Raw genomic sequence first — 18625 nt, forward strand, 5'->3', positions numbered from 1 at the left:
TGCGCGCAGGTCAGCGCAGGCAGATTCCGTCCCGCCGTTGTGCCCAGCTTACCTATACTGCATTGCTGCAGGGGCACCAACGAGAATCGCCCCGGCAACGATCTCGAACAGGCGGCCGGACCGATCGGTATGCGAGGGTTGTTCGCGAAGCCAGGCCAACGCGGCGATGAGGTCGAACAGTTCGTCTCCGTCGATGTCGGCACGCGCTTTGCCATCTGCCTGGGCGCGCGCCAGCAGTGCCGCGCCGGCGGAGCGGAGCCTGACGCAAGAGCTGTGCAGTGCCGACGATTCGTCTTCGATGGCCGACATCATCGGCGCAAGGACGCCGCGCTGGCGGTGCGTGAAGTCGATGACGTCCTGCAGCCACAGCACTAATGCCCGGTCCGATGCGTCTGCCTGCTGCAAGCCATCGGCCTTGGTCGCCAGGTCTTCGAAGCTGCTGCGCAATAGCGCCTCCAGCAAGGCCTCGCGCGTGGGGAAGTGCCGGTACAAGGTGCCCAGCCCGACCCCGGCACGGCGGGCGATGTCACGCAGCGATGCCTCCGCGCCCGCTTCTGCGAGGGCTTCCCGCGCCACGTCCAGCAAGCGCTCATAGTTCTTCTGTGCGTCGGCTCTCATGCCCATCCTTTACAATCGGAGCAGTGCTCCGTATATTCGGATCACCGTTCCGTTAAGGATATCGCATGCAAGCCGCTACAGAAACGATGAAGACGATGAAGGCCGTCCGTCAAACCGCATTCGGCGGGCCCGACGTGCTCCGCTACGAAGACGCGCCGATGCCTGCGCTACAACCGGGGGAAGTGCTGATCCGGGTGCACGCCGTCGGCTTGAATCCACCGGACTGGTACCTGCGTGAGGGCTACAAGGCGCTGCCCGCGCAGTGGCGCCCGGCAGTGGATTTTCCGTTGATATTGGGCACGGACGTGTCAGGCGTGATCGAAGCGGTTGCCGACGACGTCGAAGGGCTGTCGGTGGGCGAAGAGGTCTATGCGATGGTGCGCTTTCCGAGCGGATTGGCCGGAGGCAGCCGTGCGTACGCGCAGTATGTGACCGCGCCAGCAGACCAGGTCGCCGTCAAACCTGCCGGGATCGATCATGCCCACGCTGCGGGTGCGCCCATGTCGCTGTTGACGGCCTGGCAGTTCATGATCGAGCACGGGCACAACGCACTCAATCCGCTGCAACCGATGCCGCATGTGCCGGTGGAGCTGCATGGCAGGACCGTGGTGGTCAACGGTGCCGCCGGCGGCGTCGGTCACTTTGCAGTGCAGTTGGCGAAATGGAAGGGTGCGCACGTGGTTGCGATCGCCTCAGGTAGACACGAAGCATTCGTGCGTGAGTTGGGCGCAGATGTGTTCATCGACTACACCCGGGTAACGCCAGAAGATGCCATCAGCGACGCAGATCTGGTCGTGGATGCCGTGGGAGGCCCGGCGACGGGACGATTCCTGCGCATGCTCAAACGTGGCGGCGCGCTGTTTCCGATCTTTCCGCTCGGATTCGACGGCAGGCAAGCCGCCGACGCCTTGGGTGTGAGCGTCTCCACCACCCAGGTCAGATCCAGCGGCGCACAACTCGCTGCATTGGCTCCGCTCCTGCAGTCCGGCATCGTGCGCGTAGCCATCGACAGCAGCTTCGATCTGTCGCAGGCGCGGCAGGCACACGAACGCGCCGCGCAAGGCCACATCCAGGGCAAGATCGTGATGACCGTCGAGTGATGGACGATCGCCAGACCATCGTGCGTGCGAATGTTCTCAAGGCCGCGGTGGAGGATTTGCTCAACAATCGCCAGCTGAGCGTGGAAGAGGCCATGGACCGGCACTTCAGCCCCGACTTTCGGCAATGCACTAATGGTCTCCGGGAAGACCGCACTGCCGTAAGCGAACGCATCGTGCAGCTGCGCGAGGATCTGCAGCACGCCACGTTCGTTGTGCGCGACGAGTTTTGCTGCGGCAATCGCTATGCGCAGCGGCACACGATTGCCTTTGCAATGCGAAATGGCCCAGCGCTTGCGCTGAATGTCTACGTGTTCGCCGAACGCGATGCCGATGGACGGTTTCTATGGATCGATGAGGCGGTTCATCCGGCTGCAGTGGCCTAAGAGCAGCTAACAAATCTGCTGTGGAGCCGTCAGGTGGGCGCGGCCGGTGCTCGGAATCGGCATGTACCACGCGTACACTCGGGTTCCTCCGAGCCGTCCACACCCCCCGGCCGGATAGCTGCCCGTTGCGTGTTGTAAGCCGCTCGCCTAGATCGAAGTGAAAGCGCTCGGGATTCGCAAGCCCCGCCAGCGCTGTCGTTGTCACAGCGCCGGATGCAGGTTGCGCACGGCGCTGACGCTTTCCAGTAGCGCCGCGACGTGCAGGATGGTGGATTCTGCTTGCCACTTGCCGACGATCTGCACGTTGATCGGTAAGCCTTCCTTGCTTGTGCCGAACCGCATCGCAACACCAGGCAGGCCGGCGACATTGAGCGGCACTGTTGCGCCTTGAAGGTAGGTGGCGTCCACGGTCTGACCGTCGATAGTGAATTGCTCGACGCCGTGCTTATGCGCGGGAATCGGCAACACGTGGGTGATCAGTGCATCGTAGCGGCTGAAGTAGTCGGCATAGCCATCACGGATGCGCTCGGCGGCCTGCTCTGCCTCGATGTAATCCTGCAGCGAGGTGTCGGCGAGCGACAGCATGGTCTTGGACATCTTGAACATCAGGTCTTCATGGCCAGCCGTTGCGTGCGCGAACGCAGGCTTCATTTCCATGACATGCAGCTTGTTGAATACATCGAGTGCGAAATCGCGGTCCAGCGCCGGGATTCGGACTTCTTCGACAAAGATGCCGATGTCCTTCAATGCCGTGGCCGCCGCGCGCACCGTCGCTTGCACTTCCGGGTCGACCGGGCCGTAGCCGGGGCCAACCATCCAGCCAACCCGCAACGGGCGGTAGGGCTGGCGGCCGATGCCGGCGTCGAACGCCACGGTGCTGCTCGACAAGGCGTCCTGGCCATCGGGGCCGGCCAGCTGTGCGAAGGCGAGCGCGATGTCGCGGACCGAGCGGGCCATCGGCCCGACATGCCAGAAACGGCGCGGCGCGCGCGGCCAGATCCCGGTCATGGGGATGCGGCCGTGGGTGGCCTTGATCGAGGTGATGCCGGTCTGCGCCGCCGGGCCACGGACCGAGATCGCCAGATCGGTGCCGAGGCCGATCGGCGACATGCCGGCTGCGATGGCGGCCGACTCACCGCCGCTCGACCCGCCCGAGGTACGGGTGATATCCCACGGATTGCTAGTGCGGCCGGTGAGCAGATTGTCGCTTTCGATCCAGTAGGAGAATTCCGGCAGGTTGGTCTTCGCAAGCAGGATGCCGCCCGCACTCTTCATGCGTGCCACGCTGGTTGCATCGGCATCGGGCACGCGTCCCTTGAAGATCGGCGAGCCGCGCTGGGTGAGCACACCGGCGGTGTCGATCGAGTCCTTCACCGTGAACGGCACGCCGTGCAGCGGGCCGAGTTCTTCGCCTGCCAGGACTGCAGCTTCAGCTGCCTTGGCCGCTCTGAGCGCACCCTCGGCCACGCTGACGATCGCATTGATCTGCGGGTTGACCGCTTCAATGCGGTCGAGATGCGCCTGCATGACCTCGACAGGGGAGACGGCCTTGGTGCGGATGAGTTCTGCCAGGGTGGTGGCGTCTTGATAGAAAAGTTCGCTGCGCATGGGGTGCCTCGCAAGGAGAAAGTTGGCTGGCGGACAAACGCTGGAAACTAACTACCTAACGTTTGTTAGGTAAACGATGCGCGCTATACTGGGTGCTGTCAACACCTGTCGAAGGCGGATGTGTGAAGAACCAGGCCAGTACGAATTCCAGCGACAGGATCCTGCTCGCAGCGACCAGGATTGCGCAGGCGCATGGCTACGGTGGTTTGAACGTGCGCAGCGTTGCCGAAGAGGTGGGCATCAAGGCCGCCAGCCTCTATCACCACTTCCCGAGCAAGGCAGATCTTGCGGCAGCCGTCGCCAAGCGCTATTGGGAGGATTCGGCCGCCACGCTGGACGCTTTGTCAGCGGAAACCAAAGACCCGCTGAAGGCGTTGCGCCGCTATCCGGAAACGTTTCGTCGCTCGCTCGAAAACGGAAACCGCATCTGCCTGTGCAGTTTCATGGCCGCGGAGTATGACGACCTGCCGGACGTGGTGAAGAGCGAGGTTCAGGGCTTCACCGATGTGAACATTGCCTGGCTTTCCAAGATGCTGGTGGCGGCCGACGCGGCCGACGCGGCCAACGCCAAGGACTCCAAGAAGCGTGCTCGCGCCATCTTTGCCGCAATCGGCGGTGCGCAGTTGATGGCACGTGGTCGAGCGGACATCAAGCTCTTCGATGCGTTGATCGACAGTTACCAGGCAAGCGGGTTGTTGCCGAAGTGATGACGCAGACATCGCCACGCGGCGGATGGCGTGGCCTCGACCTGAAGACACTTACGAAGCGGTGAAGAGTTGGAGCGGTTGACTACGTGCGACACCGCACCTTGGCGGTGGATTTTCGCTAGCGGGTGCATGTAACTGTTGTGAACGGATAAGTCTGGAGTCAATGGCCTTGGCGACGCGCAGCGTCATAGGTCACCACACAGTGGTACGCATCGCAGGCTTCACAGAAGCGGGGCATGGAGCAGTCGTCACTTAGCGCGATACGCGTACGATGCCAGGAACGTCAAAGCCCGTGCTGTCGCCGTCGCTAGAAACAAGTCAGATGAAGCGGACCCTGTTGGAAGGGCGGTCCATTCTCAACGTTAGCCAGCGCGCCTAGTCGAATTTTCATCCAACAAGGCGTCGCATGTCACACGTCTGCATCCCGGCAGATGATTGAGACGTTGTGTCGGGTGTGTGTTCTACCGCTCGCTAAGATTGGCTTGAGCCCTACCGGTGCTTGAGGACAGCATGAGCCCTGTTGCTGCATCAAGTTCCTGTCGATGCTCTCCGGTCACGTTTTATCGTGACTCTGGAAGCATCAATCAATGTCCCTGACGCTGTAGGCATGGATAAGACGGTGGCGTTGAGTTTCCGGCATCAGAGCTTCGGCATGGCGCTGGCCAACTGCTTCGGAAGGATATTGGAAATTAGAGACATCAAGAAATATTGCGCTTAATAACCAAGTATCACGCACGCTGCGTCCAACGTTGTGCCAGGGTGCCGGTTGATCGGTCATCCATGGCGAGAGGCGACTCGGGGCGGCCTTCCCAGCCCCCAAGAGGGTAATTATCATGGCTATCACGATCCTTTCCGCTGTGTACGGCACCAGCAAGGCAGGAGTCGATGTCACCCAGGTGTGCCAGAACATCGTCGACACAGGCAACGACGATATCACCGCAAGCAATGCCTTCTTCGGAACGGACCCCGACCCGGGTACGGTCAAGAGCTTTGCGCTTCTGTACAAGAATCCCGCGTTGAACAACGGCAATCCCATCGCGCTCGGTTGCGCGGAAAATGGCCAGATCGATCTGGTTCCCAATCCGCCTACCGCCACGACGCCGGTTCCAGTGCCGGGTAAACCCAGTTTTACAGTCGTGCGTGCACTGTACGGCACCGGCAACAACGGGTACGACGTCACTGCCACATGCCAATGGCTGATCAACAACGGTGGTACCGCGATCACGGTGAGCAACGCAACGTTCGGCGGGGATCCCGATCCCAATGTCAAAAAGAACTTTGCCATCGTTTACACGGCTGTCAGTGGCGGCGCGCAGCAGTTTCGTGCCTGTGCAGAAGGCTCGACATTGAACTTGAGTTAGTCGGTTGCTGAGCAGAGTGCGTTGCGCTGATGTGGCCCAAGATTGGCCATGATCAGTAGCTCTCCAGTCCTTTTCCCGTCAGTGGGGAGGGACTGGAGAATATGCAGTGCAGAAGACGCTGAAGATGAAAATGCTGCCTTGTCGACCAAGTCGTGGCTAACCATGTCCCAAGATTGCGCCAATAAGATCGGATTAGCCGGCTCTGATTCTTTCATGAATCAATCGCCGGTCATCGGCCACTGCGGCAAGCCGCTTTGGTTTTCCCGTCTTGTTGAAGGTTGAACGAATCATGCACCCGCCGATCTCTGACGCACGCTGTCTCGTCCTCGCATTGGTTGCATTGAGCGCAACCGCATTCGCCGCCGAACCAATCACCGGGAAGTGGTTCACTGATAACCAACAGGCACTGGTGGACATCCAGCCCTGCGGTGCAGCGCTGTGCGGCACCATCGTCAAGGTGCTGCGTGTCAAGCCGGGTAGCGCAAAGACCGATGTGTTCAATCCGGATCCGTCAAAGCGCCACAACCCGATGGAGGGAACAGTGATTCTGAGCGAGCTGGTGGATGCGGGGGATCTGTGGAAAGGCACGATCTACAACCCCGAGTCCGGCAAGCGCTATAACGCCAAGGTCAAACGCGATGCCGATGGCTCGTTGAAGGTGGAGGGATGTGTGGCCTTCATCTGCCAGGGCCCAACCTGGCAGCCTGCCAACTGATCGCCGCGCAGACGCACGTTTGGGGAAGCTAGCCAGCTCGATACAGCCAGCCCGTTGCAACCTGGGCCGGGCATCCAAGCGCGGCTGACGAAACGACTGGGGAGCCGCCCGACAGGCGCTGCCGATGTTCGACCTCGGCCGGCCCAACTCGGACACTACGTTTCCTGCGCGCCGTCCACGCTCACCTGATAGCTGTCCTGACGGCGTTGTGAGCCGTTTAAATCGTTACGTATTCAGCCGCCCACCCAGCCGCCAATGCGGGATACTGCGCTCCCACGCAGGCGAGATGGGCCCCGATGTCCGAGCTGCCGATCACCGAGTTGTTGCAGGCCTGGCAGCACGATGCGCCCGGGGCGGGCGATGCGTTGGCGCGGCAGGTCTACGAGGTGTTGCGCGCCACCGCACTGCGCGAGCTGCGCCGCGATGCGCGCGCCGGGCTGCAGGCAACCGAGCTGGTGCACGAGGCGTGGATGCGGCTGGAGCAGGGCCAGCAAGGGTTTCGTTCGCGCGCGCATTTCTATGCGGTGGCGGCGCTGCAGATGCGTCATCTGTTGGTGGATCTGGCGCGGCAGCAGGCCAGCGCCAAACGGCTTGGGCAGGCGGTGACGCTGACGATCAGCTTGTCCGACGGCGCGGCGCGGCCGGAAGCGCTGATGCTGGTCGCCGATGCCTTCGACAAGCTGGCGCGGGTGGATGAGCGCAAGGCCATGGCGTTTGCGTTGACCGAGCTGGTGGGCTTGAGTGTGGCCGAAGCGGCCGAGCAGCTGGAGGTGTCGGTGCCCACGCTGGAGCGCGATCTGCGGTTTGCGCGGGTGTGGTTGGCGGCGCAGCTGTGAGCGTGGCGGCTACGGCCTGGCAGCGGCTGGAGGCGCTGTTCCATCAGGCCTGTCAGTTGCCGGTGCGCGAGCGCGAGGCCTTTGCGCATGCCCAGGCAAGCGACGATGCGGTGTTGCGCGATGAATTGCTGGCGATGCTGGCAGTGGAATCGCAGGCCACGCTGCGCGTGCGTGGGCCACTGAAACAGGCCGCCGCCGCATTGCGCGCGCCGTTGCCGGAGCTGCCGGCCGGCACGCGCTTTGGTGCGTGGGCGATCGACCGCCTGATCGGTGCCGGCGGCATGGGCCAGGTGTATCTGGGCCATCGCGCCGACGGTGCCTACGAGCGCGAGGTGGCGATCAAGCTGGTGGCCGCCGACGCGCTGGATGTGCAGGGCCGTGCATTGTTCGAGTTCGAATGCCGGCTGCTCGCGCAGATGGTGCACCCGGCGATCGCGCAGATTCACGATGTGGGCACCGATGCGCACGACCGCCCCTATCTGGTAATGGAGTACCTGCGCGGCGAGCCGATCACCTGGTGGTGCGATGCGCATCGGCTGTCGTTGCATGCGCGCGTGTTGCTGATGTTGCGGGTGAGCGAGGCGGTGCAGCACGCGCATCAGAAAGGCGTGATCCATCGCGACCTCAAGCCCAGCAACGTGCTGGTCAGCGAGATCGATGGGCGGCCGGTGCCGGGAGTGATCGACTTCGGCATCGCCATCGATGCCGCCAACCCGGGCGTGACCTCGGCGCATGGGCGCGGCACTCCCGGTTACATGAGCCCGGAGCAGGCACGCGGCGCGCAGGAGGTGGACGCGCGCAGCGACATCTACGCATTGGGGGCGATGTTCTACGAACTCAGCTGCGGGCTGGTGCCAGTGGCCGGGCGCGACGGGTTACCGCAGCTGCCATCGCAGCGCGTGGCAGCAGTGCCGCCCGATGCGCGTGCGCGCATCTGCGCGGCACGTGCGACCACCCATACGCGTCTGCAGCAGCAACTGCGCGATGGCCTGGATGCGATCGTGCTGCGCGCGTTGTCGCCGGAGCCGGTGGAGCGCTACGCCTCGGTGTCGGCGCTGCTGGACGATCTGCATCGCTGGCTCGATGGCTACCCGCCGCGCGCGCTACGCGCTGGCCGGTTATTGCGGTTGCGCAAGTTCACCCAGCGCCATCGCAGTGGCGTGCTGGCCGGTGGATTAGTGGCAATGGCGGTGGTGACCGGCCTGGGCGCAACGCTGTGGTCGCTGCAGCAGGCCGCGCGCGACGCGCAACGTGCGCGCGTCACTGGCGATTTCATGGCCTCGGTGCTGTCCAGCGTGGACCCGGCGATTGCCAAGGATCTGGACAAGACGCTGATGCTGCGTGTGCTGGAGCAAGCCTCGCAGCGCGCCGCGCGCGAACTGGCCAGCCAGCCTGATGCGCGCACCGATGTAGAAAAGACGCTGGGCGGTACCTTGATCGCGCTGGCCGATTTTCCACAGGCGGTACTGCATCTGCGCACCGCCCACGCACTGGCGCAACAGAGCATGGGCGCGGGCAGCAGGCCGGCGTTGAAGACGGCTTCCATGCTGGGCCAGGCGCTGCGCGGTGCAGGCAAGCGCGACGAAGCGGTGCAGGTGCTGCGTCAGGGCATTGCACAGGCCGAGCGTGGCGATTTGCAACAGCAAGCCATTGGCAATGAAATGCGCGCCTGGCTGGGCTGGACGCTGCGCGATCAGGGCCGCATGGCCGAGGCCATGACCGAGAGCCGGCGCGCTTATGTGGCAGCGCTGGCCAATCCGGCGAGCAGTGCAGATCAACGCATCGATGCCGGCAATGTCTATGCCGCGCTGCTGGCCGATAGCGGGCAACTGCTCCCGGCGATCGCCTTGCAACGCAGCCTGCTGCGCGAGCGCAGCGCCCTGCATGGGGCCGAGCATCCGCTGGTGCTGTCGATGCGCAACAGCCTGTCGGTCTATCTGTTGATGCAACGCGATTTTGCCGGCGCCGAGGCCGAACTTGCGCCGCTGCTGCAGATCAATCGCAGGCTCTACGGGAATAACGCCATGGATACCTTGATGGTGGAAGGCAATCTGGCCGGCGCACTGCGTCAGCAGGGCAAGGTGGCCGAAGCCGGCCCGCATTATCGGGGGGCGCTGGAGCGCACGCGCGCCGTGTTTGGAGACGATGCGCCCGCCACCATCAGCATGCGCAGCAATCACGCGTTCTGGCTCCTGGACGCCGGGCAGGCGGCAGCCTCGCTGGCCGAGCAGCGTGCCGCATTGGCTACCAGCCTGCGGGTGCTGGGCCACGCGCATCCGCAAACGGCCGAGATCCTGCGCGGTATGTCCGAAGCCGAGCGCGTGCTCGGCCAGGCCGCCGCCGCGCGCGCGCATGCCCAGCAGGCGGTGCAGGTGCTCACCGGCATCTTTGGCGATGCCGAAGAGCCGCTACGTGCGGCGCGGCAGACCTTAGCGTTGGCGGAGCCGGCCGCCTCCAGCGTGGAGACGACAACGTCGGTGGCGCGGCGCTGAGACGAATCGTCGGGTAAGCCGCGCCACGCGGCGCGATAGTGCCCGCACTGCCAGCGCCGGAGCGCACTCGTGCAACCTGCCGCACGCCTGACCGATCTGCATGTCTGCCCGATGGTCACCGGTGTGGTGCCGCATGTGGGTGGGCCGATCATTGGGCCTGGCGCACCGACGGTGTTGATCGGTGGCCTGCCGGCCGCGCGCATCGGCGATTCGGCGGTGTGCGTCGGCCCGCCGGACAGCATCGTGATGGGCGCGCCCACCGTGATCATCAGCGGGCAACCGGCTGCTCGTCTGGGCGACAGCACTGCGCATGGCGGGGTGATCGCCTTGGGCTGTTTTACGGTGTTGATCGGCTGATGACGTGGCTGGGGAATGCGCGCGGCGATGGGCTTGCATGGGTGTCACGCGACGTCATTGCATGCGACACATTAGCGATCTTCGATGCGTACTCAGCACTGCCATTGCACTGCCCGGTCGCGTGCGCATGCAGCTGAGTGGCTGCAATGCAGCGGCCAATGCACAGCGTGAGCGTGGTTCAAAACGCCGCTAGAAACAGCCAAGCGCGGCGATTGCAGATACCGATACACAGATGCACCGCCAGAGATTGCGCGCCACCGTTCCGTTCCGCCGTCATTCGACGCAGCCCCTGCGTCCAATCCTCCTAGGAGATGTCACATGCAGCCTGCCCGTCACGCGACCGCCGAGATGCACGTCGATCTGGATACCGTGCTGCAGACCGCGATGCAGGCGCATCGCACCGGCAAGCTCGACCAAGCCGCGCTTGCGTATGCCCAGCTGCTGGAGGCGCAGCCCGGCCATGCGCAGGCACTACATTACCAGGGCGTATTGCTGCATCAGCAAGGCAATAGCGCAGCAGCGGTGGAGGCCATTAGCCAGGCACTGCAGCTGGCGCCTGCGCAACCGGATGCCTGCAACAACCTGGGCAATGTGCATCGCGAATGCGGCCGGCTGAGCGAGGCCGAGCAGTGCTATCGGCGTGCGCTCGCGCTGGAACCTGCGCATGCCGATGCGTTGGCCAATCTGGCCGCCGTGCTTGAAGCGCAGCGTCGCCTCGAGGAAGCCTTCCTGACCTACGCCGCGTTGCTGCACATCTATCCCGAATCGGCGCATGCGCACTACCTGCTCGGCTTGTTTCTACGCAACAACGCGCAAGCCGCCGAGCACCTGCAGCAATCGGTGGAGTGCCTGCAACAGGCTTGTAGCCTGGCACCGGAGCATTTGCACGCACGCGAAGCGCTGGGCACCGGGCTGTACCTGCTCGGCGAACATACCCAGGCGCAGGCGGTCTACCGTGCATGGCTGGCGCGCGACCCGGGCAATGCCGTGGCCGCGCACATGCTGGCGGCCTGCGGTGGCGCCGCACCGCCGCCACGTGCGGGCGACACCTATGTGCGCGAGCTGTTCGACGGCTTTGCCGACAGTTTCGACGAGCAACTGCTGCATAACCTGGAGTACCGCGCGCCGCAGCGGCTGACCGAGGCGCTGGCCGCCTGTCTGCCTGCGCCGCAGGCTGCGCTCACCATGTTGGATGCCGGCTGCGGCACCGGGCTGTGCGCACCGCTGCTAGGCCCGTATGCGCAGCAACTGGTCGGGGTGGATCTGTCGCCGGGCATGGTCGCCAAGGCGCGGCAGCGCGGCGGTTACGACGTACTGGAGGTTGCCGAACTCACCGCCTACCTGCAGGGCCGGTATGCGCATTGGGATGTCATCGCATCGGCAGACACGCTGGTGTATTTCGGTGCGCTGCAACCGGTGCTCGGCGCTGCAGCCACTGCGCTGCGGCCGGGCGGGGTGCTGGGCTTTACCGTCGAGGCGCTGGAGAGCGACGCCGATGCGGTGGAACTCGATGCCAGCGGCCGCTATCGGCATAGCCATGCGCATGTGCTGGCTGCGCTGCATAGCGCCGGTCTGCAGCCAATTGCCATCGCGTTGGATGTGCTGCGCAGCGAGCGTGGCCAGCCGGTGCATGGCTGGGTCGTGACCGCACGCACAGCTGCACAGACCTGAGACGAAATGTCGGCTTTGCCGGCTGCACGCGTGTGAGCATGACCCTGGCAGCAGTGGTCCGTTGCCGGCCCGCGGTGGTCTTTGCATGCCGGTACGTCGGGGCTGCCGGTCAGCGCGTTGTGCGTTGCTCACTCACCTGTGGATGCTTCGATGCCGCGCACCATCACGCTGCACTCCGATCTTGGCGAGCGCCTGCTGCTGCACCGCATGCAGGCCAGCGAAGCGTTGGGGCAGCTGTTCGAGTTCCGCATCGAAGCCTTGTGCACGGATGCAAACCCTAACCTGCGCGCGCTGCTGGCCACACCGGTCGCCGTCCAGCTGGCCGACGACAACGGCGAGCAACGCTGGTACCACGGCATGGTGGCCACGTGCACGCAGGCCGGTTCCACCGTGATCGATGCGCTCCCCTATACCGTGCTCGAGCTGCACGTGGTTCCGCGGCCGTGGTTGCTTACCCAACGCCGCGATTGCCGCATCTATCAGGACATGAGCGTGCCGGAGATCGTCAGCAGCGTGCTGGGCGAGAGCGGCTACAGCGACATCCAGCAGCGGCTCAGCGCGCAATACCCCAAGCGGGTGTATTGCGTGCAATACCGCGAAGACGACTTCAGCTTCATCAGCCGGCTGCTGGAGCAGGAAGGCATCTATTACTACTTCACGCATGCGCGCAACGCGCACACGCTGGTGCTGTGCGATGCGCTTGGCGCGCATGCGGTGCGCAACGGGGTGGACACCTTGCCGTACGTACCACCGGACATGCAGCACCGGCGCATCCTGCGCTCGGTGGTGAGCCAGTGGCGCAGCGCCCGTGCGCTGCATTCCACACGTCACGCACTCGCCGACTACGACCCGCAGCAACCACGCGCCTCCCTGGCGGCACAGGTCGCCGCCAGTGGCGACGATTTACACGGGGCCGACGGGTTGGACGTCTTCGATTATCCAGGCCCGCATGCGTTGCAAGCCGATGCCAGCCGCTACGCGCAAGTGCGCAACGAGGCGGTCAACGTGCAACGCGCCAGCCACCACGCCACCACCAATGCCTGCGGGCTGATGGTCGGTGCGCTGTTCACCTTGCGCGAGCATCCGTGCGCTCCGCTCAACCAGGAATATCTGGTGCTGTCGGCACACACCACGCTGGCCGCACCGGAGCACGGCGATGAGGCGCCGTTTTCCAGCACCGTGCAGGTGATGGAAAGCCGGCTGCCCTTCCGTAGCCTGCGGCGCACGCCCACGCCCAGCATCGCCGGTCTGCAGACGGCCGTGGTGACCGGCGAGACCGACGAAGACATCGTGGTGGATGCGCATGGCCGTGTGCAGGTGACCTTCCATTGGGCCAACGCTGCACGCCCGCACGCGGCGCCGTCCTGCTGGGTGCGCGTGGCCTCGATGTGGGCAGGCAAGGGCTGGGGCGCGATGAGCCTGCCGCGGGTGGGGCAGGAAGTGGTGGTGAGCTTTCTGGAAGGCGACCCGGACCGCCCGCTGATCGTTGGCAGCGTCTACAACGCCGATCACGCCGTGCCGTTCGCCTTGCCGGAAAACAAGACCCAGAGCGGCATGCGTAGCCGCAGCCTGCTCGGCGGCAGCGCGGATTTCAACGAGCTGCGTTTCGACGACAAGGCCGGCAAAGAAGAAGTCTATCTACGCGCGCAACGCGATCTGCGCGAAGAAGTGGAGAACGACCACACCGCCACGGTGACCAACGACCAGGTGCTCACGGTCAACCACGATCGCAGCGCACGTATCGACAACAACGACAGCGTGGACGTTGGTAAGAAACTGTTGCTCAAGGCCGGCGAAGAGATAGAACTGGTCACCGGCAGTTCGCGCCTGGTGATGAAGCGCAACGGCGACATCGTGCTCAGCGGCATCAAGATCCTGATCGATGCGACGTCCGAAGCCAAGACCACCTCGATGGCGATCAAGTTGATTGCCGATGCGCAGCTGCAGGCCACCTCGCCGGCCACCGAGGTGGTGGGCGACGGCACGCTCAAACTGTCGTCCGGCGGCATGCTCAGCGCCGAAGCCGGCGCATCGGCCACCGTCAAAGGCCCGCTGGTCAACATCAAGGCCGACGCGCTGGTGCAGGTTGCCGGCGGCCTGATCATGATCGGATGAGCGCGCCCGATCTCTCGCTGGCGCAGGCGTGTGCGGACATGCAGCTGTCCGCACCTGCACGTGCGCAGCTGGGTGCGCCGATGGCGCCGCAGGCCGCGGTGCGTGCGTTGCTGGCGCAGGGGTATGGCGAGGATGCGATCAAGCTGCTCGCGCGCCTGTTGCCCAAGCGCTACGCGGTGGCCTGGCTGTGCCAATGCGCGCGCGGCGAAACACTGGACGAGGAAGACCGTGTCGGCGCCGCGCTGGCCGAGAAATGGGTACGCGACCCCAGCGAAGCGCATCGCCGCGCTGCGCAGGCGTTTGCGCATGCAGGCGGCTACGTCTCGTTGGGTGCCTGGCTTGCGGCGGCCGTTGCCTGGTCCGGCGGCAGCCTGGCGCCACCGCAGCAGGCCACGCCGGTGCCACCGCCCGAGCACCTGACCGCGCGCGCGGTGGCCGCCGCAATCACCTTGCTTGCGGCACGTGAGCCGGCGCAGCTACAGGCGCGCCGCAACGGGTATGCCGCACATGCGCTGGAGTTGCTGACCAGTGCGCGCGCGCCATGACATCGCCCGTTGTTCATTGCGGCATATGCCAGGCAGACATGCCGTCCTTGAATACGCCGGTCACCTCTATCTATCTATTGTTCGCAACGTTTTCCAGCCACTTGAACATCTTGAGATGTCGATTGTGTGTAAGGCGATGACTGCGCCGGTGGCAGAGCGGATGATCTGCGGCGCCGCTGCAGAGCCCTTGCCCGCCCACCATCGCAGCACATGCCGCACGTATGTCCTCGTAGGCTCTTACGCGGTATCCCTGCCGCGTAAGGTCCTGCGACGGTGCGCGGGCAATGACCAGTCGAGATGGTCGGTGTGCGCAGATCTTCTTAACGCAGCCGACTTACTCCCTGGCGCGGTGTCCTCACCGCTTGCGGGACCGTGTGGCGGCATGGATGCCGCCACCGAGGCTCCATGGATGGATCCACGGCGTGTCCGGCGAGCGGTGAGGGCACCGCGCCCTCGACCAACCCCGCTCAGGACCAGCTGGGTGACGCTGAGGATGGCTAAACAATCACTGCGCGGCCGCTCGCGACGTTCCATCAACCGCACCACGTTTTTCCCTGATATCGATCATCATTTGCAGGAGCCTGTGTCGTGTCCAGTTCGCAGTTGATCCTCACCGTCGGCGGCGCGCATGCCGCGCAATTCGGGGCCAGCGCGCAGAAGCGTTTTGCCGGCAGCGGCGGCAGCATTGGCCGCTCCGATGAAAGCGATTGGGTGCTGGCGGCGCCGGGCATCTCGCGCACGCATGCGGTGGTGCGTTTTCTCAATGGCATGTATTTCATCGAAGACCGCAGCACCAATGGCATGTCGCTCAATGGCGTGGGGTTGACGCGTGCCGACCCGTGCGCGTTGAGCGATGGCGACCGCCTGCAACTGGACAGCTTCGAGATCCAGGTGCAGGTGCACTCCCTGAGCGCCGCGCCCGATCTAGCGCCTGCGTTCGATCCGTTGCTCGATGCCATGGACGACCGTACCCAGGTCGCGCCGCCGCCATCGCCGATGCGCACCGCCGCGCCTGCCAACGCGCACGCATTCGACCTGCTGGACTTCGGTGCGCCGCTTGCGGCGCATCCTGTCACCGACGACCCGTTGGACGGCCTGCTGCTCGGCAGCACGCCACGCGAGCTCGATCCATTGCGGCTGCTCGACCCATTGCCGGCCCCACCACCGAGCGTGATGCCCAGCGCATGGAATCACAGCAACGCCAGCCACGATCACTTCCGCCCGCCGAGCAATGGCGACACGCGCGCCACGCTGCCGGAAAACTGGGACATGACGATGGGCGACTTTGCACCGCCATCGTCGGCGGTGCCCGCGCCCACGCCTGCGTCACCCGTTGCAGCGCCCGCGCCGCAGGCATCCGCCAGTGCGCCCGTCTCCACACTGGCAGTGCCACCGGAGCTGGACCGCATCTTCACCATCGTCGTAGATGGCGTCATGGATGTGCTGCGCGCCCGCGCCGAGATCAAGAATACCTTCCGCTTGCCGGTGACGGTGATCCAGCGCTCGGAGAACAACCCGCTCAAGTTCGCCGCCACCGCCGAAGACGCGCTGCAGAAATTGCTGGCTCCGCCAAGCGCTTCGTTCCTGTCCGGTGTGCCTGCATTCGAGGATGCTTTCGACGACATCCGCTGTCACCAGATGGCGATGCTGGCCGGCATGCGCGCCGCCTTCGACGCGATGCTGTTCCACTTCAGCCCCGACCGACTGGAACAGGAAGTCGACGCCGGCGGCAAGCGCCTGAGCTTCGGCGGCAAGGGTCGTTATTGGGAGCGTTATCGCGATAATTTCGAGCAACTGCGCGGCGACCCGGACGACTGCTTCCGCCGCTTGTTCGGCGATGAATTCGCACGTGCGTACGAAGCGCAATTGGCGCGGTTGAAATCGGCGCGGCGGCAGCCGGCGCGCGAGCGGTAACCCGATCCAGCAGCGGTAGGAGCGTGCCTGAGCGCGACCGAGCCATCCCGGTAACGCCCCGTCGCGCTCAGGCACGCTCCTACGAAACGCCGCCTGTTCGGCGACTAGTTCGCCCGCGCCTCGCGCACGCTCAGTCCGGCAGCTGCTTGACGAACTCGATGAACGCCCTGAGCGGCGGCGGGGTGAGAGTGCGATTGGGGTAATACAGGTACGGTCCCGGAAACGGCTGCCACCAGGGACGGAGCACCGGTTCGAGCGCGCCGGACTCCAGATGCGGCTGCAGCCATTGCTCGAACAGATAGATGATCCCGCTGCCTGCGATCGCCGATTGAATGGCAAGCTCGATCCCTCCGCCGATTTCCACCAGCAATTGCCCGCGCGGCACAATGGTGATCACTTCACCGTTGCGCTCGAACTCCCAATCGGCGATCGCACCGCTTGGGAAGCGGGCACGGATGCAGTCGTGGTCGACCAGCGCGCGGGGATGCGTCGGCCGGCCGCGTCGCGTCAGATAGCCGGGCGCTGCGGCCGTGGCGCTGCGCTGCACACGTGGGCCGATCGGGATGGCAACCATGTCCTGCTGCAGCCGCTCGCCGTAGCGAATGCCCGCATCGCATCCGGCGGCAACGACGTCGACAAAACTTTCTTCGGTCAGGATCTCCACGCTGATATCCGGATGCGCCGCCATGAACGGTGGAATGATCCGCGGCATCACCAGGTTGGCGGCACTGATCGGCACGTTGAGCCGAAGCGTGCCCGTTGGTGTGTTGCGGAACGCGCTCATCACGTCCTTGGCGCCATCGAGTTCGATCAAGGCAGGCTCGACCCGTGCCAGCAATGCCTTGCCCGCGTCGGTCAGCACGACACTGCGCGTGGTGCGGTTGAACAGCCGCACGCCGAGCCAGGATTCCAGGCGCTTGATCGCATCGCTGAAGTTGGAGGCGCTGCCACCCGCGCTCTTGGCGGCCTGGCGAAAACCGCCCGCCCGCGAAACGCGCACAAAGGCTTCCATCTCTGCCAGGCGGCTACTCATTGTTCGAATTTCCGTACAGGCTGTCCAGTTTGTACCCGATTGTCGCACAGGCGCGGCGCCCGTAAATTGGCCATGTACCTAGCAGGCGAGGTCTTTCATCGCCGCAGTCAACGCGCCGCAGTGGCTCGGTTTCGCAGCGCGTTGCAGCCCCGCTCCCGGGGAGATCCGGTACAGCCATTCCGCTCACGCAATCCAAGGACATCCCATGCACAGCACAACGCGTCTTGGTGGCATCTTCACCCTGCCCGGCACACCCCTCAGCCTGAAGCGGGTGGGGTACGGAACCATGCAACTGCCTGGCCCGCACGTATGGGGGCCGCCGCGCGACAAGGCTGCGGCGCTGTCGGTTTTACGCCAGGCCGTTGCGTCAGGTGCCAATCACATCGATACGGCCGAGTTCTACGGGCCGCATATCGCCAACGCACTGATCCGCGAGGCGCTGCATCCTTACAGCGACGAATTGGTGATCGTCACCAAGATCGGCATCAGCCGGGGAAGCGATGCCTCCTGGAACATCGATCTCTCGCCCGAAAGCCTGAAGCGGCAGGTGCACGACAACCTCGCCAGTCTCGGCCTGGAGGCGCTGGATGTCGTCAACTTGCGGCTGGGCGCACCGACGCAGACCGACGAGCGCTCCATCGCCGAGCCGGTTGCGTGCCTGGCCGAGCTGCAACGTGAGGGCCTGGTTCGGCATATCGGTCTGAGCAACGTCACTGCAGGGCAAATCGCACAGGCGCAGTCGCTGGCCAAGATCGTGTGTGTGCAGAACCACTACAACCTGGTCAAGCGTGACGATGACGCCTTGATCGATTCGCTTGCGCAACAAGGCATCGCCTACGTTCCGTTTTTTCCGCTGGGCGGTTTTTCACCGCTGCAGTCCGACCGACTGTCGGCCGTCGCCAAGCAGGTCGGCGCAAGTCCCAAGCAGGTGGCGCTTGCCTGGCTGCTGCAACGCTCGCCGAACATCCTGGTGATCGCCGGCACCTCCTCCGTGCCTCATCTGTGGGAGAACTTCGCGGCTTCCGAGCTGAGCCTGTCCGCGCAGCAGGTGGCAATGCTCGACGGTATTGCGAACGAGGCCGAGGCCAGCAGCTCCCCTTGAGAAAAACCGGATGCGTCGTCTCCAGTAGCGGTTTCAGAAACTGCAAGATGAGGCGCCAGGCGCGTCTT

The 18625-nt window shown here is 64.6% G+C and carries 17 protein-coding genes and 2 other RNA genes; 15 read left to right on the forward strand and 4 right to left on the reverse strand.

Features of this window, described 5'->3' with window-relative positions:
• Positions 1-48: 48 nt before the first annotated feature.
• Positions 49-576, reverse strand: a complete 528-nt coding sequence (locus VC212_RS13925) for a helix-turn-helix domain-containing protein (protein WP_323526252.1) — start codon at positions 574-576, stop codon at positions 49-51.
• Between the two features lie 137 nt (positions 577-713).
• Between VC212_RS13925 and VC212_RS13930 the strand changes: the two genes are divergently transcribed.
• The 3 genes from VC212_RS13930 (at position 714) to VC212_RS13940 (ending at position 2242) form a co-directional block, all read left to right on the forward strand.
• Complete coding sequence (locus VC212_RS13930; RefSeq protein ID WP_323526123.1) at positions 714-1718, forward strand: NADP-dependent oxidoreductase; 1005 nt, start codon at positions 714-716, stop codon at positions 1716-1718.
• A complete protein-coding gene (locus tag VC212_RS13935) occupies positions 1718-2101 on the forward strand; it encodes a nuclear transport factor 2 family protein (protein ID WP_323526124.1) in 384 nt (127 codons plus the stop codon). Before VC212_RS13930 ends, VC212_RS13935 begins: the two co-directional genes overlap by 1 nt.
• Before the next feature lie 61 nt (positions 2102-2162).
• Positions 2163-2242, forward strand: a non-coding RNA gene (locus VC212_RS13940) — sX9 sRNA.
• Positions 2243-2302: 60 nt separating this feature from the next.
• On the opposite strand, the gene VC212_RS13945 is transcribed toward VC212_RS13940, so the two are convergent.
• Positions 2303-3709, reverse strand: a complete 1407-nt coding sequence (locus tag VC212_RS13945) for an amidase (RefSeq protein WP_055846896.1) — start codon at positions 3707-3709, stop codon at positions 2303-2305.
• Between the two features lie 122 nt (positions 3710-3831).
• Between VC212_RS13945 and VC212_RS13950 the strand changes: the two genes are divergently transcribed.
• Positions 3832-4416 carry a TetR/AcrR family transcriptional regulator gene (locus VC212_RS13950; protein WP_055846899.1) on the forward strand — a complete coding sequence of 195 codons (585 nt, stop codon included), beginning with the start codon at positions 3832-3834 and terminating at the stop codon, positions 4414-4416.
• 580 nt (positions 4417-4996) lie between these two features.
• Here the strand turns inward: VC212_RS13950 and VC212_RS13955 are convergent.
• Positions 4997-5251, reverse strand: coding sequence for a hypothetical protein (locus tag VC212_RS13955; protein ID WP_153066601.1), 255 nt, complete (start codon positions 5249-5251; stop codon positions 4997-4999).
• Between VC212_RS13955 and VC212_RS13960 the strand changes: the two genes are divergently transcribed.
• The 10 genes from VC212_RS13960 to tagH all read left to right on the forward strand — a co-directional run bounded on the left by VC212_RS13960 (position 5250) and on the right by tagH (position 16422).
• Complete coding sequence (locus tag VC212_RS13960; RefSeq protein ID WP_055846903.1) at positions 5250-5777, forward strand: hypothetical protein; 528 nt, start codon at positions 5250-5252, stop codon at positions 5775-5777. The two genes, VC212_RS13955 and VC212_RS13960, sit on opposite strands and share 2 nt — an antisense overlap.
• Before the next feature lie 340 nt (positions 5778-6117).
• The gene (locus tag VC212_RS13965) at positions 6118-6492 is read left to right on the forward strand and encodes a DUF2147 domain-containing protein (RefSeq protein WP_236699211.1); all 375 of its coding nucleotides are present in this window, start codon (positions 6118-6120) and stop codon (positions 6490-6492) included.
• Between the two features lie 139 nt (positions 6493-6631).
• Positions 6632-6707: non-coding RNA, sX9 sRNA (locus VC212_RS13970), on the forward strand.
• An 81-nt stretch (positions 6708-6788) separates the two neighbouring features.
• A complete protein-coding gene (gene ecfK, locus VC212_RS13975) occupies positions 6789-7328 on the forward strand; it encodes an ECF-type sigma factor EcfK (protein ID WP_055846909.1) in 540 nt (179 codons plus the stop codon).
• Positions 7307-9820, forward strand: a complete 2514-nt coding sequence (locus tag VC212_RS13980; protein WP_055846912.1) for a serine/threonine-protein kinase — start codon at positions 7307-7309, stop codon at positions 9818-9820. Before ecfK ends, VC212_RS13980 begins: the two co-directional genes overlap by 22 nt.
• Positions 9821-9931: 111 nt before the next feature.
• The gene (locus VC212_RS13985) at positions 9932-10177 is read left to right on the forward strand and encodes a PAAR domain-containing protein (protein ID WP_236699248.1); all 246 of its coding nucleotides are present in this window, start codon (positions 9932-9934) and stop codon (positions 10175-10177) included.
• A gap of 318 nt (positions 10178-10495) precedes the next feature.
• A complete protein-coding gene (locus VC212_RS13990; protein ID WP_055846917.1) occupies positions 10496-11848 on the forward strand; it encodes a tetratricopeptide repeat protein in 1353 nt (450 codons plus the stop codon).
• 150 nt (positions 11849-11998) lie between these two features.
• Positions 11999-13963 (forward strand): type VI secretion system tip protein TssI/VgrG, encoded by a 1965-nt coding sequence (gene tssI, locus VC212_RS13995; protein WP_323526126.1) that lies wholly within the window; start codon positions 11999-12001, stop codon positions 13961-13963.
• On the forward strand, positions 13960-14508 hold the full coding sequence (locus tag VC212_RS14000; RefSeq protein ID WP_115563340.1) for a hypothetical protein: 549 nt from the start codon (positions 13960-13962) through the stop codon (positions 14506-14508). Before tssI ends, VC212_RS14000 begins: the two co-directional genes overlap by 4 nt.
• A gap of 588 nt (positions 14509-15096) precedes the next feature.
• Positions 15097-16422: a type VI secretion system-associated FHA domain protein TagH gene (tagH, locus tag VC212_RS14005; protein ID WP_323526128.1), complete on the forward strand. Its 1326-nt coding sequence runs from the start codon at positions 15097-15099 to the stop codon at positions 16420-16422.
• A gap of 130 nt (positions 16423-16552) precedes the next feature.
• Here tagH and VC212_RS14010 read toward each other — a convergent pair whose 3' ends face one another.
• Complete coding sequence (locus VC212_RS14010; RefSeq protein ID WP_323526253.1) at positions 16553-17434, reverse strand: LysR family transcriptional regulator; 882 nt, start codon at positions 17432-17434, stop codon at positions 16553-16555.
• Between the two features lie 226 nt (positions 17435-17660).
• Between VC212_RS14010 and VC212_RS14015 the strand changes: the two genes are divergently transcribed.
• Positions 17661-18557: an aldo/keto reductase family oxidoreductase gene (locus tag VC212_RS14015; protein WP_323526130.1), complete on the forward strand. Its 897-nt coding sequence runs from the start codon at positions 17661-17663 to the stop codon at positions 18555-18557.
• The last annotated feature ends 68 nt before the right edge of the window (positions 18558-18625 follow it).

This window comes from Xanthomonas sp. WHRI 8932A, from assembly GCF_035012785.1.
GTDB lineage: Bacteria > Pseudomonadota > Gammaproteobacteria > Xanthomonadales > Xanthomonadaceae > Xanthomonas.